Raw genomic sequence first — 25,109 nt, 5'->3', positions numbered from 1 at the left:
CAGCTGACTCATACTAATAAGTCGAGGGCTTGATCTAAAAATGACGAAGAAAATCTTAAATTCAAATTTAATAAAATCAAGTAGTTCAAGGAAGTGAAGAAGTGAGGAACGGAGTTTATTGAAATAAATGAGTACCGTAGCGACTGAAACTGACGAAGAAATACGTAGATTATATTAAATTTAGTTCACTGTGTAATTTTGAGAGAATATCTCATTGGGCGATGATATTGAAGACTTTTTTTATAGGACTAGTATCCGTATAATCAACAACTAAAGTCATCAATATTATGGTAAAGCTAATGAAAATTTGTAGATTTAATTTATATATTTTCATTAAAGACAAACTAATATAGTTTGTGTAAACACATATATATATATTTAATTGTGTTTATCTGGTAACTATGTCTTGAAGGTAACACCCGTTCCCATGCCGAACACGAAGGTTAAGCTTCAAAGAGCCAAAAGTACTGCACGGGCAGCTGTGTGGGAGGATAGGTTATTGCCAGGTAGTTCGGTTCACTAGCTCAGTCGGTAGAGCACATGACTTTTAATCATGGTGTCCGGGGTTCGATCCCCCGGTGAGCCACCAAAAACACCTTATTTATAAGGTGTTTTTTCATGTGAAATTATATATTTAAAATAGAATATCTTTAAATTTCAAAATTTATTTATATAAATTAATTATTATTAAGTAGAGGGGGTAGTTTATTATGCTGTTAACAATTTTTGAAGTTATGGGAACTGTTGCTTTTGCAATTTCAGGTGCTTTAGTAGGAATGCAAAAGAAATTAGATTTATTTGGTGTTATATTTCTAGGAATTATTACAGCTGTCGGTGGAGGAATATTTAGAGATGTTATTTTAGGGCAAATACCTCCAGCAGCATTTATAAAGCCTACGTATTGTATTATTAGTATTACTGTTGCCATATCAGCATTTTATAGATATCCTAAAATATCAAATATGTATACTAAGGTTAAGAAAAAGAAAATAAATGCAAATGCTAAAAATGGTAATAAATATATGAGCGAAGAGCAAATTTTCAAAATAGCTAATAGAAGAAATCAAATAGCAATTTTAAAAAAAATAATATTGGTTTTTGATGCAATTGGACTTGCAACTTTTACTATATCAGGAGCTAATCTTGCTTATAATCAATCAAATAGCAATTTATTTTTAGTTGTATGTATGGGATTAATTACAGGAGTCGGTGGTGGAATTCTAAGAGATACTTTTGTTCAAGACACTCCAATGATATTTAAAAAAGAGATTTATGCAGTAGCATCAATTTTGGGAGCTATGGCGTTTTATTTCTGTAATTTATATGGTGTAAATTATGACATAACATTTTGGATATGTTTTATATTAATTTTATCGTGCAGAACAATATCTATAAAATTGAATTTGAATTTACCAAGCTTTAATTCTGACAAATATAATATAAGTTTATAACTTTTAAAATAGTAGTGTATAAATATGAAATATATGATATAAACATCCTGACTTATTTAGTTAAACTAGGTTTAACTAAATAAGTCATTTTATTAGTTTAATGATATACTAATTGCTATAATTCTAACTTTTATGTTGGAAGTATTAACAATAATCTTATAACTATCATAGTATATGGTATAAGGCTTAGGAGTTATAAATAAACTCCAGCTTTAAAAATTACCGATATGAAAATTGATAAAAAGTAAATTGATGACATGAGAGTTTCTATGATTAAAAAAAGCTTAATAAGTGATGTCCTTGGTAATCTAGATAGTTTAATATGTTTTTAAGATTTATATGTGAAGGGTGAATTATTCAAAATGACAGATAATAGAGAAGTTTCATATTTCGATTATAGTAACTTTGGAGAAGATTTAAGCGAAGAATACTTTAGAGAAGATGAATCAGAATGTAATTTCTGTTCAAGTAGGCCAACATTTAGAGATTGTGATGATAGATCAGAAAAAATATATAGAGAAGGATGTGACTATACCGATATGTCAGAAATAGAATTTTCAAACAGTGAAATGGAAAGAGAATTTACACAATTTATGGAGGAAAGATCAAGAAAAAATAAATATTGTCAACCACATTGTCAACCACATTGTCCACCACAATGTTGTAGACGTGATGATGATGGCTTATTGATTATCATATTATTATTTTTCTTCTGTGGCGGAGGGTTCTTCTGCTTTTAATAGATTAAAATAATTTTATGAAGTTCAAATAGATTTTAAAGATAAATAATATATAATAATGGTCATAACTATATATTTTAATATAGTTATGACCATGTATTTTTCTTATATCTATAGATTAATATTATAAGTTATTGTAAATACTAACAATATACATGTAAGATAATTAATTAAAAGATTTAGATATCTGGTGATTATACTATTAGAGGATACACTCGTTACCATACCGAACACGTAAGTTAAGTTCTAATAGGCTAAGGGTACTACACAATAGTTAAGTGTGGGAAAGTTAGTTGTTGCCGGGTATAATACAAAAGTAGAAAATAAAATCCTAAAATGCTAATTGATAAAGGATTAATGATAAGTTTTCATATTACTATTTTTATAATAGTAGTGAATTTCTAAATGAATTATTATTAGGTAATTTTAAAAAACTTAAGATGAAAAGAGTATAAGAAAAAGAAGTCGGTTAATTAATAACGACTTCTTCTTTTTTTGATATATACTTCTTAAGAATTATGAATGAAATCAGAGTTAAGATTTCTGTAACTGGTACAGTTGCCCATACTCCATTAATATGAAAAAACTTAGGTAGAATAGAAACTAGTATAGTTATGAAAACCATACCTCTTAAAAGCGATAGACATAATGAAACTTTGGATTTTTCAATAGCCTGCAGATATCCTATATTTATTATATTTACACCTATTAAAAGTAAACCAAAGAAATAAATTTTAGTACCTTGTATTGTAATTTTAAGAAGTTCACCCTTATCTTTACTAAACATACCAATAAGCTTTTCAGGGAAAAGTAGCCCTAGGATTAAGAAGATTGCTCCTAATGTAAAGGCAATAATTATTGAGAGGTTATAGAAGTTAGTAACTCTATCATGCTTTTTAGCACCATAGTTAATACTGATAAGTGGCTGAATTCCTTGAGAAATTCCATTAAATACAGCTGTAAAAATCAATATAATATTGGTTATAATTCCATAGGCTGATACACCTATATCTCCAAGCAGATTAAATACAGAAAGATTGAATATAAAGATAATAAATCCCGATGAGAGTTCTGTAATAAAGCTAGTAGCACCAGTACGCAACACTCTTCCAAGGGTTTTGAATGAGAATGTTTTAAATTTAAAACTCATAGTATTATTTCTTTTTATAAAGTGAAGTAGTAGTATAGCAATACCTACAACTTGAGCTAATGCGGTTGCTAGAGCTGCACCACCCATTCCCATGTTCATAGGGAAAATAAATATGTAATCTAAGATTATATTGGTCATATTTGAACTTATCATAGCTACCATAGCTAACTTTGGAGCCTTATCACATCGCACAAATACATTTAAAATACATATCAAAATAAATGCCCAATTAAAAAATAATATAACTTCTACATATTTTTTCACTAGTGGAAATGTAACTGATGAAGCTCCTAGAGCATAACAAATTTTATCAATAAATAGAATGTTCATTAAACTAATGAATAAAGATATACAGATAGATCCCACCATAGCGGTAGTAAAGATTTCATTAACTTTATCAAGTTTTTTTTCTCCCATGGATATTGCAAGGACAGTTGCACCACCCACACCAAAGGTAAGAGCTATGGCATTAAAAACATTATAGGTTGGTAATGCAATATTTAGGGCAGCAAGACCTAAATCACCAAGACTTCTTCCAATAAATATAGTATCTACAAGTATACATAATGATAGTCCAAGCATTCCTAGGACACAAGGTACCATGTACTTAATTATGAGTTTGAATTCCTTATCTTTTAATAAGTCTATTTTTTTGCTCATGTGAAATCCTCCTCTTTAGTTTGTTTATATAAATTTAAATTAAGGGTATACGTGAAATTTAAGTATAGTATTTAAATTTTATGTAGTTTTTTTATTAAACCTATATATTATAAATAAAAATAATTAATACAAAGTTTCTTTTGAATATTTTCAAAGGTAATATATGTATAATTCCAGTAGGAATATATGTTAATATTCTATTGAGAATATTGTAGAAAGGTGTAATAATATGCTTCTTCATTGTATCAGAAATAAAGAAGATTAGCCATATGAAGAAGAATATTTAAGTTCTATTTGTTTTCAACTTTAAATTTACAATGAAAATTTTAAAATAATATTAAATTTTATTTTAAAGTTTTCTGTTTAAAATACTTAAAAATTGAAATAATAATGTTATATGGATTTGATTCTTATTGATAATATTAATTATCCATTGCTAGTGGAGGTTTAATGGAAATCGAAGTAAGTAAACATATTAATCTTAAATTTTTTAGAGTAGTAACTATGGTAGTTATAATAATGGGATTTACTAATTTATATTTGCTACGTACAGAAGAAATTGAAAAGAAAGTAGCTATAGAATTAATAACTGAAGAGGTTGAAGAGGAATATTTGTCTGTACCATATAGTAATCAGATAATAAAGTATAGTGAAATGTATGATTTAGATCCTTATTTAGTTGCAGCAATTATAAAAACAGAGAGTAGCTTTAACAAAGATATAAGTTCACATATGGGTGCTATAGGATTAATGCAAATTATGCCTAGTACTGGAGAGTGGATAGCTAAAAATCTAGGTATAGATGATTTCTCACAAGGAATGTTACAGGATGCGGATTTAAATATACAGATGGGATGTTGGTATTTAAATTATCTAGAGAAACAATTCAAATATAAAAATGAAGTTTTAGCTGCTTATAATGGAGGTATGGGTAATGTCTTTAATTGGCTTAATGATCAAAGATACTCAGCAGATGGAGAAATAATTCATACCATACCATTTAAAGAAACCTTAGCCTATATAGAAAAGGTAGAGGTAGTATATAACGAGTATATAGAATTATATGATAAGGAAGAAAAATAGCAATAGATTACTTATAAAGAATTAATTAGAATATATATTCTTATATTATCTTGCGTAGATGGTTACATAGAGGATAGAGATAATATTATTTTAATATACTTTATAAAAAGCTCTACAGAAATTACTTGAAAATAATTTTTATAGAGCTTTTTATTTTTTTTGGTTATAATATTTTTAAAATTTGTATAGACTTACAATATACAATTGTAAAAATATTCTATATGAGGTGAGGAAATGAGTGATGATTTATTTTTACTTAATAAAAGAATAAGTAGAAAAAAGTATATGACTTATGTATTAAGTTTTATAATAGGATTCTTAGTATTAGAATTAATAGGAGCATACTTAACATTACAATCAGAGAAAATAAGCTATGAGTTGATTACAGCTAGTTTATTAGCATTTCAAATTACATTGATAGTTTTTGTAAACATAATGTTATTTATATTAAGCTATAAAAGATTTAAAGATTTAAATTTATCTGGATTTTGGGGAATATTAGGTGGAATTATGTTTATACAAATACCAGTAGTAATTGCACTTATGTGTATTAAAAGTAGAAAAATAATAGGAAAAGAAGCAGTTGAGGAAATTATTAATCCAGCAAACAATAGAAATACTATTTTTGATGATGCTACAATTACTTTATACAATTCAGAGGGGAATTAACCTATATTCTCTAATATTAAATAATAAAAAAGTTAAAAATAATAGAGTAATAGAAAAAAATAATTAGTGATTGAATTATGTAATTATATTCAATCACTTTTATTTTATGGTGAAATACAACATGCATACTTTACTAAGGCGTTTCATAATAGATTAAGGTAAGGACAATAAAGCTAATTTTCAAAAAAATGTAGCGTGAACGCCCGGGGGGTGGGATTCACGCTACTTCAACTATTTATTTAAGAGGCATACAATATGGCTCAAACCATCCTTGTGGAAATTTGCAGAGCGGACATAAAATTGGAGCCATAGACCCTTCATGAATATATCCACAATTAGTACATTGCCATAAAGAATCAGAATCTCCCTTATACAATGTATTGCTAAGTAATTTATTATAAATAGTACGGAATCTTACATCGTGGTAAGCTTCTACTTCAGCAACTTCTTTATAGAAATCTGCAATTTCATCAAAACCTTCCATTCTTGCAACTTCTTCGTATTCTTTATAAAGTTTTGTTGCCTCGGCAGTTTCACCCATGAATGCATTCATAAGATTTTCTTCCGTAGACTTAACTTGATTTAAAAACCCTCCATAAACTTTTCTAGCATGAGCAAGTTCATTATATGAAGTTTCATCAAAAACTTGAGCTATATAGTGGTAGCCTTGTTGTCTTGCTTTTTCAGCATATAGTGTATATTTTGTATTTGCTTTACTTTCACCAGTAAAGGTTTTTTTTAAGTTTTTCTCAGTTTGACTTCCTTGAAAATTCATTATAATCTCCTATAAATTACTACCTAATTATAATATATTAAATATACTAATAAAGGTTACAAAAAAAGATCAACAAACTAAATTTTAAGCTTGTTGATCAATTAACTATAATTTATACATTCATCACTATCCATAATTATTCCTTACATTAAATATTTAATCTTCGTAATAACTAAAACAATAGAATAAGCAGTTTTTATAGTGAGGTAGGTCACTTTCTAAAATAACATGACCGTTATCAGGCATTTTATTATAGAACTTTTTAGTTCCATCCTCAAATCTAATTTCGATAGTTCTTAGCCTTTTGAAAAGTTCATTTGCGAATTCATAAGTGATTGGTTTAATAATTCTCCATTGATCACTAAGACTAACATGCTTATCCTTAGCAAGTTTTACACGTCTATGAATGATAAACTTTTCAGGACCTCTAAGTTCAAGAGTATGGCCTTCGGGATTAACAGCTCTATAGGTTGGGTTAAGATCTAAAACTTGAAATGCTTCAAGTGTTGATAAGTTGTATTCTGCCATAGAAACAACCTCCTTTTCAATTATTATTCTTAAATAAGTTATAACTTGGAGAAAAACATATAGTAACATTTTTCTTCTGAAGTTATTTGTAATATTATAATTATATTATAACATATAATTCAACAAAAGGAAAAGAGTTACATGAACAATTAACGAATGGTTCAAAATATTCAACTTATTAAAATGTTGCTTTATGATATGATTTAAATGGGTCACTTATTAATAAAAGAATTAAGTAAAATTATATTTTATTTTCAGAAAATTCCTACTCAAATTATATAAGAATAAACTTTCGAATTATGGTTATTCTAAATTTAAAGAGGAGGGATACTATGAATAGTAATATGAAGCATACTCAAAATAATAAAAAACAAGACGGAAGATTTAAAAAGAAGAATATAAATCATAATCCTCAAGTGGAAAGTGCAAAAGCTGTATATGCAGAGCCTAAAGCCAAGGATCATGATCCAAAAGATTTTCTTATCTAAGTAAAATTAATATTAAGGAGTTAATTACTATATTTTATTAACATAGTAATTAACTCCCTTTTAATTTTTAAAACTTTAATGAATTATAGTAATGAAATAATTGTTAATAAAAGTGTAATTTATATATTTATAAATTATACATTTGTTCTTTACAAAGAATTATAATGTGAAAATTCTACAAAGTTCTTGTACTAAGCATTAAAATTTAAAGGAAATAACAACTTTATGTAGAAATACATAGTATTAGTTATAACTTCTGCTATTAATCTATGATATAGTAGTATTTAGGAGTTACTCTTTTTTATGTGTATAAGAAGGAGTTTTAATATCAAAAAAATAAATGTATAACAAGGGGAGGAAAAGAAGGGTGAAGAAAAACAAAAACGTGATTAATAAGATTTTATGTTTAATTATATTAGTGTTCACTATAACAGTGGTAGCACCAATAAATAACATAGCCATGGCCAATGATGGGACTACTAATGAGGAAGAGATTGAACTTAATACTATGATTGAGGAGTATAGTGACTCAAATCTACAAGTAAAGAATGGATTATCTATTGATGTGGGACAAACTATTCAATATAAAAGTCTTTTACATGAAGAAGAAACTTCCATTCCTTTTGAATTAGTTACACAAGATGAGAATATAGTAGCTATAAATGAGAATAAGGAATTTGTAGGAATAGCACCAGGTGAAACTTATATTACATTACAAAGTGATGCAGGTACATACCTTTATCAAGTTCAGGTAACATCACCTAGTGAAAATAATAATAAATTAGATTTACAATCAGGATATACAATGAATAATAACACCGCTAAATATAAACTTAGTCCTTTAAGTTATAGTAGTGGTATAATGGCAAAAAATACAAATTACAGGGTGTTTATAGATCCCGGACATGGTGGAACTGACCCTGGTGCCACTGGAAATGGATTAAAAGAAAAAGATTTAAACTTATCTATAGCACTTAAGGTTCAAAGAATTTTACAAGCTCAAGGCATAGAGGTGGTTATGAGTAGAACCACAGATAAGTTATTACAACTTTCTCAGATTAGTTCTCTTGTCAATAATTAAGGGTCGGATGCTTTTACTTCTATCCACATTAACTCAGCTGTTACAACGGCTGCCTATGGAATTGAAACTTTCTATTATCCTAATAGAATGGATTCAAAACCTTTAGCAGATTCAACACAAGGACAAATAGTTAGCTCTACAGGTGCATATAATAGAGGTGTTAAAACTCAGGATTTCCATGTGGTTAGAGAAACTACTATGCCATCAATTCTAGTGGAGTGTGGATTTATTAGTAATGCAAGTGAAGCTACTAGGATGAAGACTAATAGTTATCAAGAACTGTTAGCTAGTGGAATTTCAAATGGTATAACTAAATATTTAGAGGCTAACATAGTATTAGATTCAACACCAGCTCAGAGAATAAGTGGAGTTACAAGATATGAAACTTCTTATGCAGTTGCAAAATCAGGTTGGTCATCAGCTGATACAGTAGTAATAGCTGATGGTGCGAACTATCCAGATGCACTATGTGCAGGGCCTCTAGCTGCAAAATATAATGCTCCAATCTTACTATCAGATAATATAAGCTTAAACAAACAAGTGGATTTTAAAGCTTTACTATCAAGTTTGAAGGTGAAAAATGCATTTATAGTTGGAGGAACTGGTGTAATTTCACCCTCCCTTGAAAATGAAATAAAAGCCATGGGTATTACTACAGAGAGATTAGGTGGAATCGATAGATATGAAACCTCTGTTAAAATTTCAGAAAAGGTTGGAAATAATGGCGAATTTGTAGTTGCAACTGGTGAAGGATTTGCAGATAGTCTTTCAATATCATCTGTAGCTGCAAAAAAAGGAATGCCTATACTTTTAACTAGTAATAGTGGATTATCTGATCATGTAAAATCTTATTTATCTAAGCAAACTGTTAGCAAGACTTATGTAATAGGTGGAACTGGCGTTATATCTAATCAAATAATGCAGCAATTAAGGAATGCAGAAACATTAGGCGGAATAGATATGTAACCAATGAAGTAATATTTAACAGATTTAAAGGGCAGATAAATACAAGCCAAATGTATATGGCACTAGGCACAAATTTCCCGGATGCTCTTTCTGTTTCTGGGTTAGCAGCTAAAAATAGTTCTTTTGTGTTATTATCTAAAGAAGATATGATGACACAGTCAATTAAAAATATATTATCTCAATATAGAAGTAACATTAATAAGTTTTTTATATTAGGTGGACCTACACTTATAAGTGATAGCCTTTTAAGAAGTGTAAGAATTAGTATTAAATAAGTTTAATAATCAATAGTTTTGAAACACCATAACACGAAGTTATGGTGTTTTTTTAGGTCATTCATAACTATAAATTAATTTTAAAAAAGTAGTAATAGAAAACTAACATTAACAATAAAAAATTTTTTTGTTAAAAATTAATAGGTGTATAGACAAGTTCACGGGGCAAACTAATATAAATAAATTCATTAGTTTCTTATAATATAATTAATTTTAAAACTTCTTAAGTGAAAATTTAAATTTTATAGTTAGTTACTAAGAATTAAAAAAGTGTAAAGAATGATATTAATTTTATGAAATTGGAAGGGAGATATGTTATGAAAAAAATTATCTGTATTGTTTTAATTGTATTATTAAATTTTAATTTCACAAAAGCTTTTGCAATAGATAACAAAGACCCTAATTCAGTAGAAATAACATTACCTAAAATGGTAAATAGTGAAATTAAAGAAGACAAGATGGGAGCCATAGTAGAAAATGAAGAAATAATATATTCTAATGAATATGTATCTGTTGATATTAATAAACCTATAGTAAGGCTACCTAATAAAGAAATAGAAGGAATTATAAATAGTAAGATATCAAAAAAAGTTAGTGAATTTGAGAATTATATTGTTGATTTATCAAAAAAAGATAACATGCAATATAAGAAAGATGGATTACCATTAAAGCAATATGTAGTAAATATAAACAATACAGTTAATTATAATAAAGATAACATACTTTCCCTGACCTTACACTTTTATAGTTATACTGGAGGAGCTCACGGCTCATCAGTAGATGTATCCTATAACTTTGATGTAAACACAGGAAATAATGGTGTTCTTGAGGATTTTCTAGGTAAAGATAAAAAGTATAATAAAATTATACTTAATAATATGAAAGAAATCATAGATAAAAATCCTAATATGTATTTTAAAGAAGTAACTGATAATATTAACGAAATCCCTTATAATCAAAAATTTTTCTTAGTTAATGATTATGTAATTATATACTTTGATGAATATGAAATAGCACCCTATGCTGCAGGGATAGTGCAGTTCAAAATTCCGTTAAAGAGTTTTAAAGCTCCATTAGTTGATGTAAATATTAAAGTAGAAGCACCTAGTATAAAAACTATAACCTATGAAAATAATAGTGAAGTATTGAATGAATATCTAGGTTATCCAATGATTGAGAATATGGAAAACAAAGAAGTTGAGCAGAAAATTAATAAATATTTTAAAGACCAAGTATTTAATTTTCAAAAAGACATAATAGCTAGGAATCAAGTAAATGAAGGAACACCTAAATATGTAAGAGCTATAACTACATATTTCAGATATATGTTTAAGGATAAAAATTCTATAATATTAGATATAACTTATTGTGGTAATAATAACAATGAAGAAACTATAGTATTTTATAATAGAAAGTATAATGTTAATTTAAATAATGGTAAGATTTTAATGATAAGTGAAGATAAAGAAGTTTCATAGCTTCAGCAGGAGTTTTTACTCCTGCTGAAGTCTTTTATTGTTACATTCTAGAATAAATTTAACATAAAAACAATTTAAAATCTGTAACACATTGTTAGTGTGGCTAGTAATATAATAAGTGAAGCATTCAATTTTGGAGGGGAGTATGCAGAATAAAACTAGTCAAAACATAATAGGTCCTGACTTAAATGAATATAGGGGCGAGGTAAATTATAGTTTGCTTGCCACAAAAACTCCTTATTCTTATCTACGTGGATCTGGTTATGGTTCAGGTAGGTTTAGAGTGGATAGAAAGTTTATAGAGTACGTACAAGGATTAAAAAATGTAGGGATTAAGACTGGTGCATATCACTATGCGGTTCCATCCTATGACTTAAATACTGCAGATATACAATGTGATGGATTTATAGACACATTACAACAAGCTTATGGTCCAGGAAATTATGGAGATTTATTCCCAGTAATTGATATAGAAGCACCACTAGACAAATCCATATCAACAGATGCACTATTAGACTGGGTAGATAGATTTAGGAAGAGATTTGAAAGAAGAACAAGAAGAAAAATGATGATCTATACTGGAGCATTCTTTATTGAGCTTTACAATAATTTTTATCATACAAAAAAAGGCTTTATTTTATCGGATATGCCATTATGGATTGCAATGTATCCTGAAATTCAGCCGAATCCACCATATCCTAAAGATCAAGGTGGCTGGACAAGATGGAGAATGTGGCAATTTACTGAAAATGGAACAATAGCAGGAGTTAATCCACCAGTAGACTTAAACTATGGACCAACTAATTTAGATTTATTAACTCAACCAAGAAAGGTTAGTAATTTTAGAGCAGTGACAAGTGGTCAGAGTATAATGGCAAATTGGAATGCTAACACAGATGTAGATTTAGCAGGATATAATATATTTTTAAATTCAAACTATGTAACAACTTTAGGTAAAAATGCTACATCTTACAACTTGCCACTTGCAAGTAAACCAGTACAGGTGGAAAGATATGAAATTTCTATTGAAGCTTTTGATACTGATGGAGATTTTTCACAGGAAAGGGCAAAAGCAATTGTTACGTTTAATAGATCGGATTTAAATTGTATTAATGATAATAATCAATTTGAATATACAAGAGAAAAATGTGAATGTAAAGAACAGGCTAATCCACCAATACCAAAAAAGAGATTTATAGATCCAGTTGATTTATTAGAAAAGAGATTTACAGAGCCTTATATAGAAGGATACTATAAAGAAAATTCACAAGAAAGTTATGGGGATAGAGAAAATGGTAGAAAACTATACGGAGATTTTGTAGAATCTGAAAATGAATTTGATGATGTTTTGTATATGAAAATTATAGAAAATGAAAAAGCCTATAGAAGATATTATAATGAAGATAAAGAATATAGATGTAATTTCTACGACACAAATGAAGATGATGACTGTGATAAACGAGATAATCCTAATGATGAAAAATGCTATAATTGTCCTAAGTGTAACAACTACGAGAAGGAATGGCATAAGGTTAATGATGAGAATGATCATGATCACAATGATGATCATGAATGCGATAAAGATCATGACCATCATAAATTTGATAAAGAACATGACCACCATGATAATTATCACCACAATGATAATCATGAATGCGATAAAGATCATGACCACCATAAATTTGATAAAGAACATGACCATCATGATGATGATAAATGCGATAAAGATTATGACTATGATGATGATGATAAGTGGGATAAAGACAAAGATAAGGATAATAAATATGAGTATAAGCCTTATGAAAATAAATGTAATCCAGTGTATAAGGAAAAATGTAGAGAAGAGTATGAAGGTGACCGTCGTAGACTGGAGAATCATGAAAGTAGAAAATTAAAAAAATGTGAGGATTGTGTCCAAGATAAAATGAATTGTATAAAATGTGAGTATTTATTAGAGGATATGTATTTAAATAACTGTGATTATGGACATAAGAAATCTAAAGATAAAAAGAAATATAATAAGCAAAACGATACTCATAAATGTGGTAAAAAGAAAAGTAAAAAGCATCATCACCATTAGAGAAAAACCCACTTTCTTAAATTGAAAGTGTGTTATTGGTCGTAACCCTTGTAAAATCAAGGGTTATTTTTATTTCGTCAAAAGTTCGTCAAAAATAAGTTAAAGATTATTAATTAAATCAAAAGCTCTTTTCAACATTTCATCAGTTACATGGGAGTAAGTTTTAATTGTTTGTTCTACATTATGACCCATTAATTTAGCTATAGTTTTAAAGTCTAAGCCATTAGCAATTAAATTAGTTGCATAAGTATGCCTTAATTCATGTACACTTATGTCATATCCTAATTTCATGTAAAGTTTTCTTAAATCACTAGTGGTAGCATTAGTATTTTTATAATTTAATATTCTACCATTTAAATTTCTGACCTTATAATTGTTCAAAGTTGTATAAATATTTTTGCTCATAGGAACTATGCGATTAGAATTTTTACTTTTAGGGCTACCAAATCCGTAACTGCCATTATCATCAATAACCTTCCATTGTTTATTTATTTTTATAGTTTTATTGGTTAAATTAATATCGTTCCATGTTAAACCCATAATTTCACCTATTCTTAGTCCACATTCTAATGCAATTAGACTAATTAAATAGTAATTTTTGTTATCTATTCTAGATAATAGATTAATAGATTCTTTATTATTTAAAGCGGTACGTTCTTCTATAATTTTATTACTTTTAAGTCTTATATTCTGTACTGGGTTAGATGAAATTATATTATATTGTTCTACTGCAGCTTTAAACATTGTCTTAAGCTTTTGCAAATATGCTTTTATTGTAGTTTCTTTATTTACGCTCACCATGCTATCAACAATATTCTGTATATGCATAGGTTTAATTTTATCTATTTCCATATTGTTAAGTCCTTTAAATTTAAGCAACATAGCATCATATACATTTATTGTTGTATATTCAAGTGAGAGTTTAAGATGATCCATGTGCAAATTAGAAAACGCTTTAAATGTAATGTCTTTAAATTCTTCGGGAGTACATAGAGCTATTTTATTTTTAATTTCTTCAAGCATTTTATCAGCAACAGGTTTAGAGTCTTTTTTAGTTTTAAAACCCTGTTTACTTTTCTGTTTCCATCTTCCAGATTCATCTTTATAACTTATTATTACTTGCCAACCTTTATCTTTTTGTCTATAAGTAATGTTGTAATCCATATAAAAGACCTCCTTTAAATTAATCATCAAGACTTGATAAAAGTTCATCAGCATATATAGCTTCATCCATAGTAATTATATGGTTGTATCCAAAATTAATATGGAAATATCCATGCTTTTTATAAAGACCTAAATATAATTCTTCTACTTCTTTATTCTCAAATTCCATAAAAACACCTCCTTTCACGAATGTATGTTCATTTAAAGCTAAAAAATATAAGAGCTTAGAATTTTTCAAATATATGCAAGCCACTATTGAAATTAATCCAATAGTTATCAATTTCACAACCATTTTCATATTTGCAATTATAATAATCTATAGTTTCTTCAAGAAAAGACTCAGTAATACCTAAATACTCCGCAATTTCATATCTATACATACATCCATGCCTGTGGGCATTAATTAAATCAACGATACCGATAATATATTTGTAACCCCAACGCCTAGCAATTAATTCTTGTTTTCTATTTGTTGTTTTATTTTGATTAGTTATATCACCAGTACTTGTATAGTAGTGTCCAAGCTCCTCTATTAGTACACAGTATTTTTGTTTAGTATTAAGATTTTTATTAATAAAAATCATATTACCAATACATTTTCCGCATTCTTTATTAGTGCCGAGGTCTAGTTCAATAACCTCGACACCTTTATTTTCAAAATTTATTAGTACTTCCTCATATGTACTCATGTAATAACCCCCAACCCCGATTATTTACGTTTTTTTAATGCTTCTAAAATTCGTCTATCCATATCTTCTTTTTCATCTTCATTTAAATCATCATCATGCGCTGCGATATTAGTAAACATTTCACTTAAAATTTCATTAGGTTTTTTATTTTCGCTAAGTTTTAAATTAATAATATTATTCTCTTTTTCATTTCTTGAAATCCAATTTGGAAGATTCTCTAGCCATACACTAACAGAATTTAATTTGTTATATAGTTCTTGTTTTAGAAAAAGTTCTCTAATTTCAGATAGATTAAATCTATCTTCGTATAATTTTTCAAAGTTATGTTTAGAAGATTCCCAAAGAAATTTTGAGTCTACATACGATTCTAAAACCTCTTTATATTTTAATAATAGTTCTGAAAAATGCCCTCTTAATATGATAGTTTCAAATTCGTTTAAAAGTTTATCTTCTGAACAGTTCATAACACTTTTAAAATATAAATTTGATAGGTATGTTACTTTTTCAAACTCTTCACTTTTACTTTTATAATCACTTTTTCCGATTAACCACATAGGGTCTACGTTTAACGATTTACCTATAGATTCAATAACAGGGATTTTAATATCCTTTATATTTCCTGACTCATATCTTTGAATGGTAGATTTATTTAAGTTAACTTCATTAGCTACCACTTGCATTGTTAATCCTAGCTCTTCTCTTCTACTTCTAATTCGCTTTCCAATTTCAAAATTATCAATCATTATTTAATACCTCCTAGTATATATAGATTATAAACAAAATATTTGCGTAACGCAACAATAAAATAATAAAACAATAAAATAAGTTGCATTTAAGCATTGACATTATTCGATTTGTAATTTATTATTAAGACATAAGTTGCATAAAGCAACGAAAAGAGGAGGTTGAAAATGATAAATACATTGAAGATAAAAGCTAGAATTGTCGAATTAGGGTTAACTCAAAAATCAATTGCATTAGAAGTTGGAATTGCTGCACCTACAGTATCACAAAAGATAAACAATGTAAGACCTATGATGCTTGATGAAGTAGAAAAGTTTTCAGAAATACTTAAAATTAGTCAAGAACAATTCAGAGAATATTTTTTTTATACCCCTGTTGCGTAACGCAACAAAAAACGATGGGGTAATCCAATCTGATAATTAATCTTAGAGGAAGGATGGTATGAAATGCAAAAACAAATAGGAAGTAAATTATCAAGTAGAGAAGTTACAGGAATGATGGAAGTTGCACATGGGGATTTATTAAAAAAAATTGATGGGATTAATGAAGATTTGAAGAAGGAAAAAATCCCTTGTTCAAAATATTGGACAGAAGGAACTTATAAACAAACTGGAAATGGTAAGGAAAATAGAGAATTTCAAATAACTAAAAGAGGGTGCGAGTTTCTAGCACATAAAACCACTGGAACTAAAGGAAATTTATTTACGGATAAGTACATGGATAGATTTGAGCAGATGAAAGAGGTTGTTAAAGAAGATAAGGTTCAAGCAAAACAAGTTGATACAAAATTAAAAGAAAAAGAAATTGAAGCAAGGCTTAAAAATGCGAAAGCAAGAGAGGCTAATATTTACTTAAAGATAGCTGATAGAGTGAATGTAGAAACATATAAACAGATTTGTTATAGCAAAGCTACAGAGATTTTAAACGATGGACAAGCGCTATTACCATTGCCTATAGCAGAAAGGAAAACTTATTCAGCTACAGAGATAGGTAAAGAATTAGGTATAAGTGCTAATAAAGTAGGGTCTTTAGCAAAGGCTAATAATTTTAAAACAGAAGAGTACGGGAAATGGTTTCATGATAAATCGAAATATTCTTCTAAAGAGGTAGAAAGCTTTAGATATTACGACAATGTAATTCCAGTGTTGAAGAATTTTATATAGGGGAGGAGTAAAGGATATGGAAATTGTAACATTGTTAACAGTTAAGGATTTGGCTCAAAGATGGCAGAAAGATGAAAAGAGTATAAGGAAATATGTTACAGAGGGTGCTGTAAAGATTTGCAAAGGAGTTCCAGGAGTAATGTTCCATCCGAAGCATATATCAGAACTAGAGGGTGTAGAACTGGATAGATTTTCACCATTAGAAAGAAGACGGATGGAAAGAGAGATTTATGAACTTCAACAACTTGTAAAGCTACAAAATGAACAACTAAGGAAAGTAGCAATGCTAGGTACAGAAAGTATGGGTTTACTACAAAGAATAATGTAGACGAACAGTTTAATATGAAACTAATAAACATCGCTTATGAAAGAATGTATACGAATAAAGAAAAATGAGTAAATTAGGAAATATTAAGGCGGTGAATCACAAATGATAAAAAAAGAAAAAGAAAAACAGTTTGAAAAACAATTTATGGAAAATATGAAGAAATTCTTAGAAGAGCATAATTTAAAAACTATTGAAGATGTTGAAATTCATCTTGATGAAAATCCATTAAACATTGGAATGTTTACGAAATAAAATTTAAAACTTATTCAAGCGGCTCTTCGGAGGGTAAATTATTCAAGTTGGATAGAAAATTGTGAGGGAGGAAGAGGAAGTATGAAAATGAGTGATAATGAATTAAAAAAGGTTTTTAAAGATAGCAAAGTAATAGCAAATTTCAATTTTGATTCTGAAAATGGAGTCATAACAGTCAATGGAAGTAAACCGTTAATATCAGTTACGGATATTAAGATTGAAAAAAAAGCACAAGAAAAATATTCACAGGTAACTCTTAAATTTGATGCAAATGTAACCGTGAATGGAAAAATGTTAATTGAAAGTATGATTTCTGGAGAGAAAATGGAGAAGATCGAGAACCTCCTCCAAGGAAAATATTAATCATTTACACTTTCAACAGATGGCCGTATATAATTTCTTTCAGTTAAGTTTATACGTCCGTTGTTATCGAGTATCTCAATTGCTTTATCTATATCATTTAAATTTAAGCCATTTATATTGATATCTAAAGCAGTTACAGGCTTATCACTTGTTTGGAAATGATTCTTAAGATAAGCCAAAATGATTAATGAATTATTGTCTAGCATAATATTCACCCCCTTTCGGTAATATTTTAGCATTTATTGGGGTAAAAAACAAAATAAAGGAGGGAAAAGGAATTGGACAAACTAATACCAATCGAATTTAAAAATCAAAGAATAATTACTACTAAAACATTAGCAGAACAATATGGAACTAATGAACAAAACATAAGTAAAAACTTCACTAGAAATTCAGATAGATTCATTGAAGGCAAACATTATTTTAAGCTAGAGGGTGATGTTTTAAAAGAATTTAAAGGGTATGTACTAAATGACGAAAGCCTTAAATTCGTATCAATACTTTATCTTTGGACAGAAAAAGGAGCGGCTAGACATGCAAAAATACTAGATACAGATGAAGCTTGGGAAGTGTATGAAGAATTAGAGGAAACTTATTTCCAAGTGAGAGAAAATGTACAAACTCTAAATACTTCGCAATTATCACCGGAGTTACAGATGTTTAATAAATTATTCCAAGCTATAGCATGTCAAGAGATTGAGAATAAGCAAATTAAAGAAGAGATAAAAGAAACTAAAGAAGAAATACAAGGAATACGTGATGTAGTTGCATTAACTCCCAATGCATGGAGGAAAGATACAACAAGTCTTATAAGCAAGATAGCAATGAAGTTAGGTGGATTCGATCATATTAAAGATGTTAGGGAAGAAAGCTATAAGCTGCTTAATGACACTTACAAGGTTGATGTTAAACGTAGGGTATTAAATAAGAAAAAGAATATGGCTTTGGAAGGTGTGTCTAAAAGTAAGATGGACAAACTTAATCCACTAGATGTAATAGCGGAAGATGAAAAACTTATCAATGGGTATCTAAGCATTATAAGTAAGATGGCAATTAAATATGGAGCAGTTTAGGAGGGAATAAATTTAAGGAGGATATTTAATTATGGCTAAATTTTTCAGAAATAATATAGGAATAGGTTACTTGAAAATCAGTTTTATGGAGCTTGTAAAATACTCACAGAATGGTTTTCCAATATGTGATGAATGTAGCAAAGACCTAATAGGGTATGAAGATATTATTTTAATACCTATTTTAAATCAAGCTTATTGTAGCGAGTGTGGTAAAAGTGTATTAAAGAGGACTAAAGATTATCCAGAGGATAGAGATTACAGAAGACATAAAGAAGAATTTTGGAAATCATATTTTAATATTAAGGAGGAAATGCAAGATGTCATTTGATTTTTTAAAAGAATTAAGGGCAACAACTACCAAAGAAGAATTTGAGGAAGTGCTTAAGATAGTAACCCAGGACATTATGTTTAACAACGTTAGCTTTAATAGATTAACAAAGGCTGAGGATTTAATGAATGTATGTAGATGTAGTTTAAGTTTAATAAGAGGTGTACAAGCATATGGGAATGACTAAAAGTGAATTTATGACTAGGTACATTAATGATTACTATAACAAAAGACTTAATAAAAACGAGGGTGAGAAATATGAAGCATCATGTTGTAGAGAATATGCAAGGCTTGGAGCAATGCACAGGAAAAGAAGCGGAAGATAAAAAGAGCCTATCTGTAACCGACCAAAGTAAACAGATAGACACTAATGTAATTATTCTTGAAAAAATTATACCATCTGGAACCGATTTAGACAATGGAGAAATTTACAACATAAAGACAGGTGAGACTATAAGGAGGATAGATGATGTTCCATATTAAGGACAAGGTAAGAGTCAAAGGGACAGATATAGAAGGCATTATAATTCGCAAGGGACAAACAGGACTATACATGATAGATATAACAACACCTCACAGTGCATTTGATAGGAATGTATTTGGAGAATGGGAATTAGAGAAAATAAGGGGGAATAAAGATGAAGATTAGATGTATTGATGTAGGATGTAACGGATTTTATATAACTCTTGGGATGATATATGAAGTTGTTGGAATAAGCGAGAACGATTTGTCTTACAGAATAATAAATGACCGCGGCAATGTATATTATGCACCTAAATTTTTATTTCAAGTAGTTAAGGAGGATTTAATAATGAAATTTAAAGTTGGAGATAAGGTAAAGGTTATAGATGGTGGGGTAGCATATACAACAGATGTAAGTACGGCTAACGAGTTGATTCGTAAAAGCAACGGTAAAGCTTTTAAGTGGGAGAAAGGGTTCGGAAGTGAAATTGGACCTAACTGGAGGTCATTTAATGGAATAGTTGGTGAAATAATAGCTTTAGAAGATGATTATGCTTTGGTTAATTTAATTATTAATAATGTTAAAAGAAGTGTAATCTTTAGAACAGCTGGTTTGGAATATTTAGAACCTCAAACAGAATTAACATTTAAAGAAGTAATCGCAAGGATAAAACCAGGAGAAACTTATGTATGTACTTACTATAGTAATACACAAGAAATTAGAAGAGATAAGAAAGGCAAAATAATTCTAAAACTATCTCAAAGTATGCACATTAAAGATGAAGTTCATATAACTTCAAAAAATAAATTCAAACTTCAAGAACCTAAAAAGCAAGTAAAAATATATAAAGTAGAACACAAACAGGGTGGTAAGAAATATGACTTTATAAGTTCACAATTATTGCAAGAAGGAATGTTTGTAGTTTGTGATACTAGCCAAGGCAAAAGCTACGGAAGAATTGTGGATATAGGGGATAGAGAACTTACTGAGCAAGAAATTAAACAATATAAAGAATGTTGGAGGGCATAAGAATGAGCAAAGAATTTATAAAAGGTAATACTTATGTATTTACTAAGAAGAAGTTTCTAAAAACAGAAGGCCGAAAAACATACAAGATCAGTAAAGATTGGGTTGATGGATGTAATGGAAGTGAGGTTGTTGTTTTAAATGAATCAAATTCAATAACAAGAGGATATTTTATATCCCCGGAATGGTGTAAGTGCATAAAGGTAAATTAAATATAAGGGGTGTTAAGTAAATGAATATCATATTAAATAAACTTGCATTAAAAAATTTTAAAGGTGTTAAAGATTTAAGTATAGATTTTGGAAAGGTAACTTCTATCAGCGGACAAAATGCCACAGGGAAAACAACTATAGTAGATGCTTTTACATGGTTATTGTTTGGAAAGGATTCTAAAGATAGAACTACATTTAACATTAAGACTTTAGACGAGAATGGTGAGGAACTCCATGGTTTAGAGCATAGTGTAACCGGTGTGTTAGAAGTAGATGGACAAGCCATTACTTTGGAAAGACTTTATAAAGAAAAATGGACTAAGCAAAAAGGACACGCTCAGTCGGAACTAAAAGGTCATACAACTGAGTATTACATCAATGAAGTTCCATCAAGCCAAAAGGAATACCAAGCTAAGGTAAATGCAATTTTCGAAGAGAGTAAATTCAAATTGGTTACAAGTCCACTTTATTTCACAAACCTTAAGTGGCAAGAGCAGAGGACCATATTGTTAGAAATTATTGGAGATATAGACGAGGAGTCAGTAATTAATTACAACTCTAAATTAGAACCGTTAAGAACTCTAATAACAGATGGTATAGACAACTTAGTTAAGGTGGTTAAAGGTAAAATAAGCAAGCTTAAGAAGGATGTGGAGTCTATTCCTTTTAGGGTAGATGAATGTAATAACTCTATAGTTGATGTTGACTTTGATGCATTAGAGTTCAGAAAAAGAACTATTCAAGGTGGCATTAATTCAATAGATGAAACCATTGCAGATAAGTCGAAAGCTAATGAACAGAAACTTGAACTTAGCAATAAAATCTATGAAATAAAGCGAGAGTACCAAGAGGAATATAATCAAGCTAAAAGTAAAATCAATGAGCCTAAGATGAAGTTACAGAACCAACTTGGCGATTTAGAGTATAAATTACAAAATCAAGAACGTGAAGTTAGAAACCTAGAGAGAACTAGAGGTCAATTAGAACAATCTATTACTACTAGTGAAAACTCTATAGCCAACTACGAGAAACAAACTGCAGCACTTAGAGAAAGTTTCACAAATGAGAAAGTAAAAACTTTAGAGATAGATGAAACTCAATTTATGTGTCCTATGTGCAAACGTGAATTTGAAGCAGAGGACATTGAAACAAAGAAAGCTGAATTACTCTCCAATTTCGAGGGTAGCAAGAAGAAAAATCTATTAGATATACAAACTAGGGGAAAGGGAATAAATAAGTTTGTAGAGGAAATGAGAGCCACGCAGATACAGGAAAAAGAAAAGTTAGAGAAAGTTGGACAAGATTTAACTGAAGCAGTGATGAAAGTTAAAGAAATAAAAGAAGAAATCAATCAAGTTTCTATAATGTTATCAACCTATACTACTCCAGAGCCAAGTTTTGAAGGTATGGAAGAGTTAAAAATAGAGATTAAAAAACTAGAAGAAGAAATGGCAGCTATTTCAGTAGATAATAATTTAGAGCTTAAAGCTAAAAAGGAAAGTATGCAAAGAGAACTGGATCAAGTTAATAGAGATTTAGGTGGTAGAGAAAATAATAATAAGTTAATTCTTCGAATTAAAGAACTTCAAGCAGAAGAAAAGGGTTTAGCAATAAAGATAGCACAATTTGAAGGACAACAATTTTTATGTGAAGAGTTCATAAGAACTAAAGTGGAGTTGCTAGAGGAAGGAATAAATAAGAAGTTCCAAGGTACAGTTAATTTCAAATTGTTTAATCAACAAATCAATGGAGGACTTTCAGAATGTTGTGAAGCATTAATCGAAGGAGTACCGTTCAGCAATGCAAACACTGCAAGTCAAATGAATGCTGGATTAAGTGTTGTAAATACCTTGTGTGAACACTTTGATGTACAGGCTCCTATATTTATAGATAATGCAGAGAGTGTAAATAAAATAGGCAATACAGAGAGTCAATTAATAAAGCTAATAGTTAGTAAAGACAAGAAACTTAAAATTGATGTGATTGAAATTGCTACAAAAGATGAAAATATATATTTTTATGAGAAATTAAAACAAATACAAGACAATATAGGTGAATATTCTAATGGGTGTGTTGTAGAAGAGTTTTTCCCAGAAGCACAATTTGTAAAAGAAAATATGCTTGACCAAAGTAGATGGAGTATTTGTAAGGAACAAATTTATAAATACAAGAACTTATATTTAAGAGTTGTTTGGGATGATCCAGCAACAGAAATGCAAGAGGGTCAAGAAACTAATTGTAAAGTAATGGAGGTTGAGGAATAATGAGTGAAAATAAATCAGTATCAGTACAGGAGAAAAGTATAGCGGACACAGTTCAAAACAGAATTAAAGAGTTAGAGAGTGCTGGGGATATGACATTCCCTAAAAACTACAACTACTCAAATGCTTTGAAATCAGCACATTTAATCTTAAGTGAAACAGTAGATAAGAATAAGGTGAGTGTACTTCAAAGTTGTAGTAAGGCTAGTATTATAAATACTTTACTAGATATGACTATCCAAGGTTTAAGTCCAGCTAAAAAGCAATGCTATTTTGTAGCCTTTGGTGGTAAATTGCAACTTATGAAATCTTATCTAGGTAATATAGCAGCAACTAAGAGATTAAAAGGTGTAAAGGATGTATTTGCAAATGTAATCTACGAGAAAGATGAATTTGCTTATGAATTAGATCTAGAAACTGGACTAAAAAAAATAACTAAGCATAATCAAGGCTTTGAGAATATAGACATTACAAAAATAAAAGGTGCTTATGCAGTAGTTACTAGAGAAGATGGTCCAAGCTATGTAGAGGTTATGAATATTAATCAGATTAAAAAAGCTTGGCAACAAGGTGCAGCAAAAGGAACTTCTGGAGCTCATACAAATTTCACAGATGAAATGGCTAAGAAAACAGTAATCAATAGAGCTTGTAAAAACTTTGTATGTACTAGTGATGATAGCGATCTTCTCATAGATAGCATTAACAGAAGCAATGAGTATAGAGAAGAGGATATTATTGAGAATGTACAAGCAGAAGTAAAGGAAGAAATCAAGGAAAATGCCAATAAGGAAACCTTAGATATTCCGTTTTCAGAGGAACCTCCAACGGTTGAAACTGTAGAGCATGTTGAAGCCGAGGTAGTAAGTGAAAAAGAATTTGAAGATGCTGGGTTTTAATAATGATTAAGGTTATTGCAACAGGAAGTAAAGGTAATGCCTATGTTCTACAAGCTGGGGGAGAAATCCTCCTCCTAGAACTAGGAATAAAGTTTAATGATATAAAAAAAGCTTTGGATTTCAACTTGAGTAATGTGGTGGGAGCCTTGCTAACTCATGAACATAAGGACCATTGCAAAGCCTTTAGAGATGTATTGAAATCTGGAATAGATATTTATACAAGCATTGGCACATCAAGGGGCATAGCAGAAAAATCATACATTGAAACTTATCATAGGCTTCATTTTGTAAAGTCAAAGGAAAAGTTTAAGGTTGGAGGATTCACAATACTTCCTTTTACAACAGAGCATGACACATTAGAACCGTTAGGTTTTTTAATACATCATCCTGCAATAGGGAAAGTACTTTTTGCAACAGATACTTATTATCTTAAATATGTATTTAATAATGTGGATCACATCCTTATTGAATGTAATTATTCTGAAAATGTTCTAACCGATTTACCACCATATAGATCAAGATTATTAAAATCTCATATGAGCTTAGAAACACTAAAAGATACTCTTAAGACGTGGGATTTAAAAGGAACTAAAGATATTACATTAATCCATATGTCGGAAAATCATGGAGAACCAGACCATTTTCGTGAAGAAGTGGAAAAGGTTACTGGAGTTAAAACAATGGTGGCAGTACCAGGGTTAGAAATTAATTAAAAGAAGGTG

The 25,109-nt window shown here is 29.2% G+C and carries 32 protein-coding genes, 1 tRNA gene, 2 rRNA genes and 1 pseudogene; 28 read left to right on the top strand and 8 right to left on the bottom strand.

The annotated features are described in order from the left end of the window. Positions 1–391 precede the first annotated feature (391 nt). From rrf (RSD37_RS12845) to rrf (RSD37_RS12825), 5 genes are all read left to right on the top strand, one after another. Positions 392–508 (top strand): 5S ribosomal RNA (rrf, locus tag RSD37_RS12845). Between the two features lie 5 nt (positions 509–513). Beyond that, positions 514–589: transfer RNA gene (locus RSD37_RS12840), tRNA-Lys, on the top strand. 121 nt (positions 590–710) lie between these two features. Then, positions 711–1,451, top strand: coding sequence for a trimeric intracellular cation channel family protein (locus tag RSD37_RS12835; protein WP_346947139.1), 741 nt, complete (start codon positions 711–713; stop codon positions 1,449–1,451). A 362-nt stretch (positions 1,452–1,813) separates the two neighbouring features. Continuing rightward, entirely contained in the window at positions 1,814–2,191 is a 378-nt protein-coding gene (locus tag RSD37_RS12830; protein ID WP_346947138.1) for a hypothetical protein, read from the top strand. 186 nt (positions 2,192–2,377) lie between these two features. Continuing rightward, positions 2,378–2,496: ribosomal RNA gene (gene rrf / locus RSD37_RS12825) — 5S ribosomal RNA — on the top strand. A 164-nt stretch (positions 2,497–2,660) separates the two neighbouring features. Here the strand turns inward: rrf (RSD37_RS12825) and RSD37_RS12820 are convergent. Further along, complete coding sequence (locus RSD37_RS12820; RefSeq protein ID WP_346947137.1) at positions 2,661–4,001, bottom strand: MATE family efflux transporter; 1,341 nt, start codon at positions 3,999–4,001, stop codon at positions 2,661–2,663. A gap of 450 nt (positions 4,002–4,451) precedes the next feature. Between RSD37_RS12820 and RSD37_RS12815 the strand changes: the two genes are divergently transcribed. Further along, positions 4,452–5,084, top strand: coding sequence for a lytic transglycosylase domain-containing protein (locus RSD37_RS12815; RefSeq protein WP_346947136.1), 633 nt, complete (start codon positions 4,452–4,454; stop codon positions 5,082–5,084). A 234-nt stretch (positions 5,085–5,318) separates the two neighbouring features. Beyond that, positions 5,319–5,753: a DUF805 domain-containing protein gene (locus tag RSD37_RS12810; RefSeq protein ID WP_346947135.1), complete on the top strand. Its 435-nt coding sequence runs from the start codon at positions 5,319–5,321 to the stop codon at positions 5,751–5,753. Between the two features lie 235 nt (positions 5,754–5,988). Here RSD37_RS12810 and RSD37_RS12805 read toward each other — a convergent pair whose 3' ends face one another. Continuing rightward, positions 5,989–6,528, bottom strand: coding sequence for a ferritin family protein (locus tag RSD37_RS12805; RefSeq protein ID WP_346947134.1), 540 nt, complete (start codon positions 6,526–6,528; stop codon positions 5,989–5,991). A gap of 156 nt (positions 6,529–6,684) precedes the next feature. Then, a complete protein-coding gene (locus tag RSD37_RS12800) occupies positions 6,685–7,056 on the bottom strand; it encodes a hypothetical protein (protein ID WP_346947133.1) in 372 nt (123 codons plus the stop codon). 332 nt (positions 7,057–7,388) lie between these two features. Here RSD37_RS12800 and RSD37_RS12795 point away from each other — a divergent pair, with 332 nt between their 5' ends. The 6 genes and pseudogenes from RSD37_RS12795 to RSD37_RS12770 all read left to right on the top strand — a co-directional run bounded on the left by RSD37_RS12795 (position 7,389) and on the right by RSD37_RS12770 (position 13,424). Further along, a complete protein-coding gene (locus tag RSD37_RS12795) occupies positions 7,389–7,544 on the top strand; it encodes a CPC_1213 family protein (protein ID WP_346947132.1) in 156 nt (51 codons plus the stop codon). A gap of 340 nt (positions 7,545–7,884) precedes the next feature. Then, positions 7,885–9,240: pseudogene (locus RSD37_RS12790) on the top strand (N-acetylmuramoyl-L-alanine amidase); the annotation flags it as partial. 27 nt (positions 9,241–9,267) lie between these two features. Continuing rightward, entirely contained in the window at positions 9,268–9,591 is a 324-nt protein-coding gene (locus RSD37_RS12785; protein ID WP_346947142.1) for a cell wall-binding repeat-containing protein, read from the top strand. Continuing rightward, positions 9,552–9,866 carry a cell wall-binding repeat-containing protein gene (locus tag RSD37_RS12780; RefSeq protein ID WP_346947141.1) on the top strand — a complete coding sequence of 105 codons (315 nt, stop codon included), beginning with the start codon at positions 9,552–9,554 and terminating at the stop codon, positions 9,864–9,866. The genes RSD37_RS12785 and RSD37_RS12780 overlap by 40 nt, the downstream gene beginning before the upstream one ends. A 317-nt stretch (positions 9,867–10,183) precedes the next feature. Continuing rightward, entirely contained in the window at positions 10,184–11,344 is a 1,161-nt protein-coding gene (locus RSD37_RS12775) for a DUF4163 domain-containing protein (protein WP_346947131.1), read from the top strand. 145 nt (positions 11,345–11,489) lie between these two features. Next, positions 11,490–13,424, top strand: a complete 1,935-nt coding sequence (locus tag RSD37_RS12770; RefSeq protein WP_346947130.1) for a glycoside hydrolase family 25 protein — start codon at positions 11,490–11,492, stop codon at positions 13,422–13,424. Between the two features lie 99 nt (positions 13,425–13,523). Here RSD37_RS12770 and RSD37_RS12765 read toward each other — a convergent pair whose 3' ends face one another. Genes RSD37_RS12765 through RSD37_RS12750 form a run of 4 tightly spaced genes read right to left on the bottom strand, consistent with a single transcriptional unit; the run spans position 13,524 to position 16,020 of the window. Further along, positions 13,524–14,588 (bottom strand): tyrosine-type recombinase/integrase, encoded by a 1,065-nt coding sequence (locus RSD37_RS12765; RefSeq protein ID WP_346947129.1) that lies wholly within the window; start codon positions 14,586–14,588, stop codon positions 13,524–13,526. Between the two features lie 19 nt (positions 14,589–14,607). Continuing rightward, positions 14,608–14,757 carry a hypothetical protein gene (locus tag RSD37_RS12760; protein ID WP_346947128.1) on the bottom strand — a complete coding sequence of 50 codons (150 nt, stop codon included), beginning with the start codon at positions 14,755–14,757 and terminating at the stop codon, positions 14,608–14,610. A gap of 55 nt (positions 14,758–14,812) precedes the next feature. Next, on the bottom strand, positions 14,813–15,277 hold the full coding sequence (locus RSD37_RS12755) for an ImmA/IrrE family metallo-endopeptidase (RefSeq protein WP_346947127.1): 465 nt from the start codon (positions 15,275–15,277) through the stop codon (positions 14,813–14,815). Positions 15,278–15,297: 20 nt separating this feature from the next. Further along, entirely contained in the window at positions 15,298–16,020 is a 723-nt protein-coding gene (locus RSD37_RS12750) for a helix-turn-helix transcriptional regulator (RefSeq protein WP_346947126.1), read from the bottom strand. 168 nt (positions 16,021–16,188) lie between these two features. Here RSD37_RS12750 and RSD37_RS12745 point away from each other — a divergent pair, with 168 nt between their 5' ends. From RSD37_RS12745 to RSD37_RS12725, 5 genes are all read left to right on the top strand, one after another. Then, a complete protein-coding gene (locus RSD37_RS12745) occupies positions 16,189–16,404 on the top strand; it encodes a helix-turn-helix transcriptional regulator (protein ID WP_346947125.1) in 216 nt (71 codons plus the stop codon). Between the two features lie 63 nt (positions 16,405–16,467). Further along, positions 16,468–17,184 carry a Rha family transcriptional regulator gene (locus RSD37_RS12740; RefSeq protein WP_346947124.1) on the top strand — a complete coding sequence of 239 codons (717 nt, stop codon included), beginning with the start codon at positions 16,468–16,470 and terminating at the stop codon, positions 17,182–17,184. Positions 17,185–17,200: 16 nt separating this feature from the next. Further along, positions 17,201–17,512 (top strand): histidine kinase, encoded by a 312-nt coding sequence (locus tag RSD37_RS12735; RefSeq protein ID WP_346947123.1) that lies wholly within the window; start codon positions 17,201–17,203, stop codon positions 17,510–17,512. 102 nt (positions 17,513–17,614) lie between these two features. After that, positions 17,615–17,764: a hypothetical protein gene (locus RSD37_RS12730; protein WP_346947122.1), complete on the top strand. Its 150-nt coding sequence runs from the start codon at positions 17,615–17,617 to the stop codon at positions 17,762–17,764. An 81-nt stretch (positions 17,765–17,845) separates the two neighbouring features. Beyond that, positions 17,846–18,127: a hypothetical protein gene (locus RSD37_RS12725; RefSeq protein WP_346947121.1), complete on the top strand. Its 282-nt coding sequence runs from the start codon at positions 17,846–17,848 to the stop codon at positions 18,125–18,127. Here RSD37_RS12725 and RSD37_RS12720 read toward each other — a convergent pair. After that, positions 18,124–18,333 (bottom strand): hypothetical protein, encoded by a 210-nt coding sequence (locus RSD37_RS12720; protein ID WP_346947120.1) that lies wholly within the window; start codon positions 18,331–18,333, stop codon positions 18,124–18,126. The two genes, RSD37_RS12725 and RSD37_RS12720, sit on opposite strands and share 4 nt — an antisense overlap. Positions 18,334–18,405: 72 nt before the next feature. Here RSD37_RS12720 and RSD37_RS12715 point away from each other — a divergent pair, with 72 nt between their 5' ends. From RSD37_RS12715 to RSD37_RS12670, 10 genes are all read left to right on the top strand, one after another. Next, positions 18,406–19,200 carry an ORF6N domain-containing protein gene (locus RSD37_RS12715; protein ID WP_346947119.1) on the top strand — a complete coding sequence of 265 codons (795 nt, stop codon included), beginning with the start codon at positions 18,406–18,408 and terminating at the stop codon, positions 19,198–19,200. 31 nt (positions 19,201–19,231) lie between these two features. Beyond that, positions 19,232–19,528 carry a hypothetical protein gene (locus tag RSD37_RS12710; protein WP_346947118.1) on the top strand — a complete coding sequence of 99 codons (297 nt, stop codon included), beginning with the start codon at positions 19,232–19,234 and terminating at the stop codon, positions 19,526–19,528. Next, a complete protein-coding gene (locus RSD37_RS12705; RefSeq protein ID WP_346947117.1) occupies positions 19,518–19,715 on the top strand; it encodes a hypothetical protein in 198 nt (65 codons plus the stop codon). Before RSD37_RS12710 ends, RSD37_RS12705 begins: the two co-directional genes overlap by 11 nt. 71 nt (positions 19,716–19,786) lie before the next feature. Beyond that, complete coding sequence (locus RSD37_RS12700) at positions 19,787–20,011, top strand: hypothetical protein (RefSeq protein WP_346947116.1); 225 nt, start codon at positions 19,787–19,789, stop codon at positions 20,009–20,011. Beyond that, a complete protein-coding gene (locus RSD37_RS12695; RefSeq protein WP_346947115.1) occupies positions 19,998–20,177 on the top strand; it encodes a hypothetical protein in 180 nt (59 codons plus the stop codon). Before RSD37_RS12700 ends, RSD37_RS12695 begins: the two co-directional genes overlap by 14 nt. Continuing rightward, on the top strand, positions 20,167–21,021 hold the full coding sequence (locus RSD37_RS12690) for a hypothetical protein (protein ID WP_346947114.1): 855 nt from the start codon (positions 20,167–20,169) through the stop codon (positions 21,019–21,021). The genes RSD37_RS12695 and RSD37_RS12690 overlap by 11 nt, the downstream gene beginning before the upstream one ends. 2 nt (positions 21,022–21,023) lie before the next feature. Further along, on the top strand, positions 21,024–21,230 hold the full coding sequence (locus RSD37_RS12685) for a hypothetical protein (protein WP_346947113.1): 207 nt from the start codon (positions 21,024–21,026) through the stop codon (positions 21,228–21,230). Between the two features lie 20 nt (positions 21,231–21,250). Further along, entirely contained in the window at positions 21,251–23,494 is a 2,244-nt protein-coding gene (locus tag RSD37_RS12680) for an ATP-binding protein (protein WP_346947112.1), read from the top strand. Then, complete coding sequence (locus RSD37_RS12675; RefSeq protein ID WP_346947111.1) at positions 23,494–24,387, top strand: RecT family recombinase; 894 nt, start codon at positions 23,494–23,496, stop codon at positions 24,385–24,387. The genes RSD37_RS12680 and RSD37_RS12675 overlap by 1 nt, the downstream gene beginning before the upstream one ends. Positions 24,388–24,389: 2 nt before the next feature. Next, positions 24,390–25,100, top strand: coding sequence for an MBL fold metallo-hydrolase (locus RSD37_RS12670; protein ID WP_346947110.1), 711 nt, complete (start codon positions 24,390–24,392; stop codon positions 25,098–25,100). Positions 25,101–25,109 lie beyond the last annotated feature (9 nt).

It is taken from the genome of Clostridium sp., assembly GCF_036646415.1.
Classification (GTDB): Bacteria; Bacillota; Clostridia; order Clostridiales; family Clostridiaceae; genus Clostridium_J.
The sequence above is the reverse complement of the archived record's forward strand: the minus strand, read 5'-3'. Positions and strand labels throughout refer to the sequence as shown.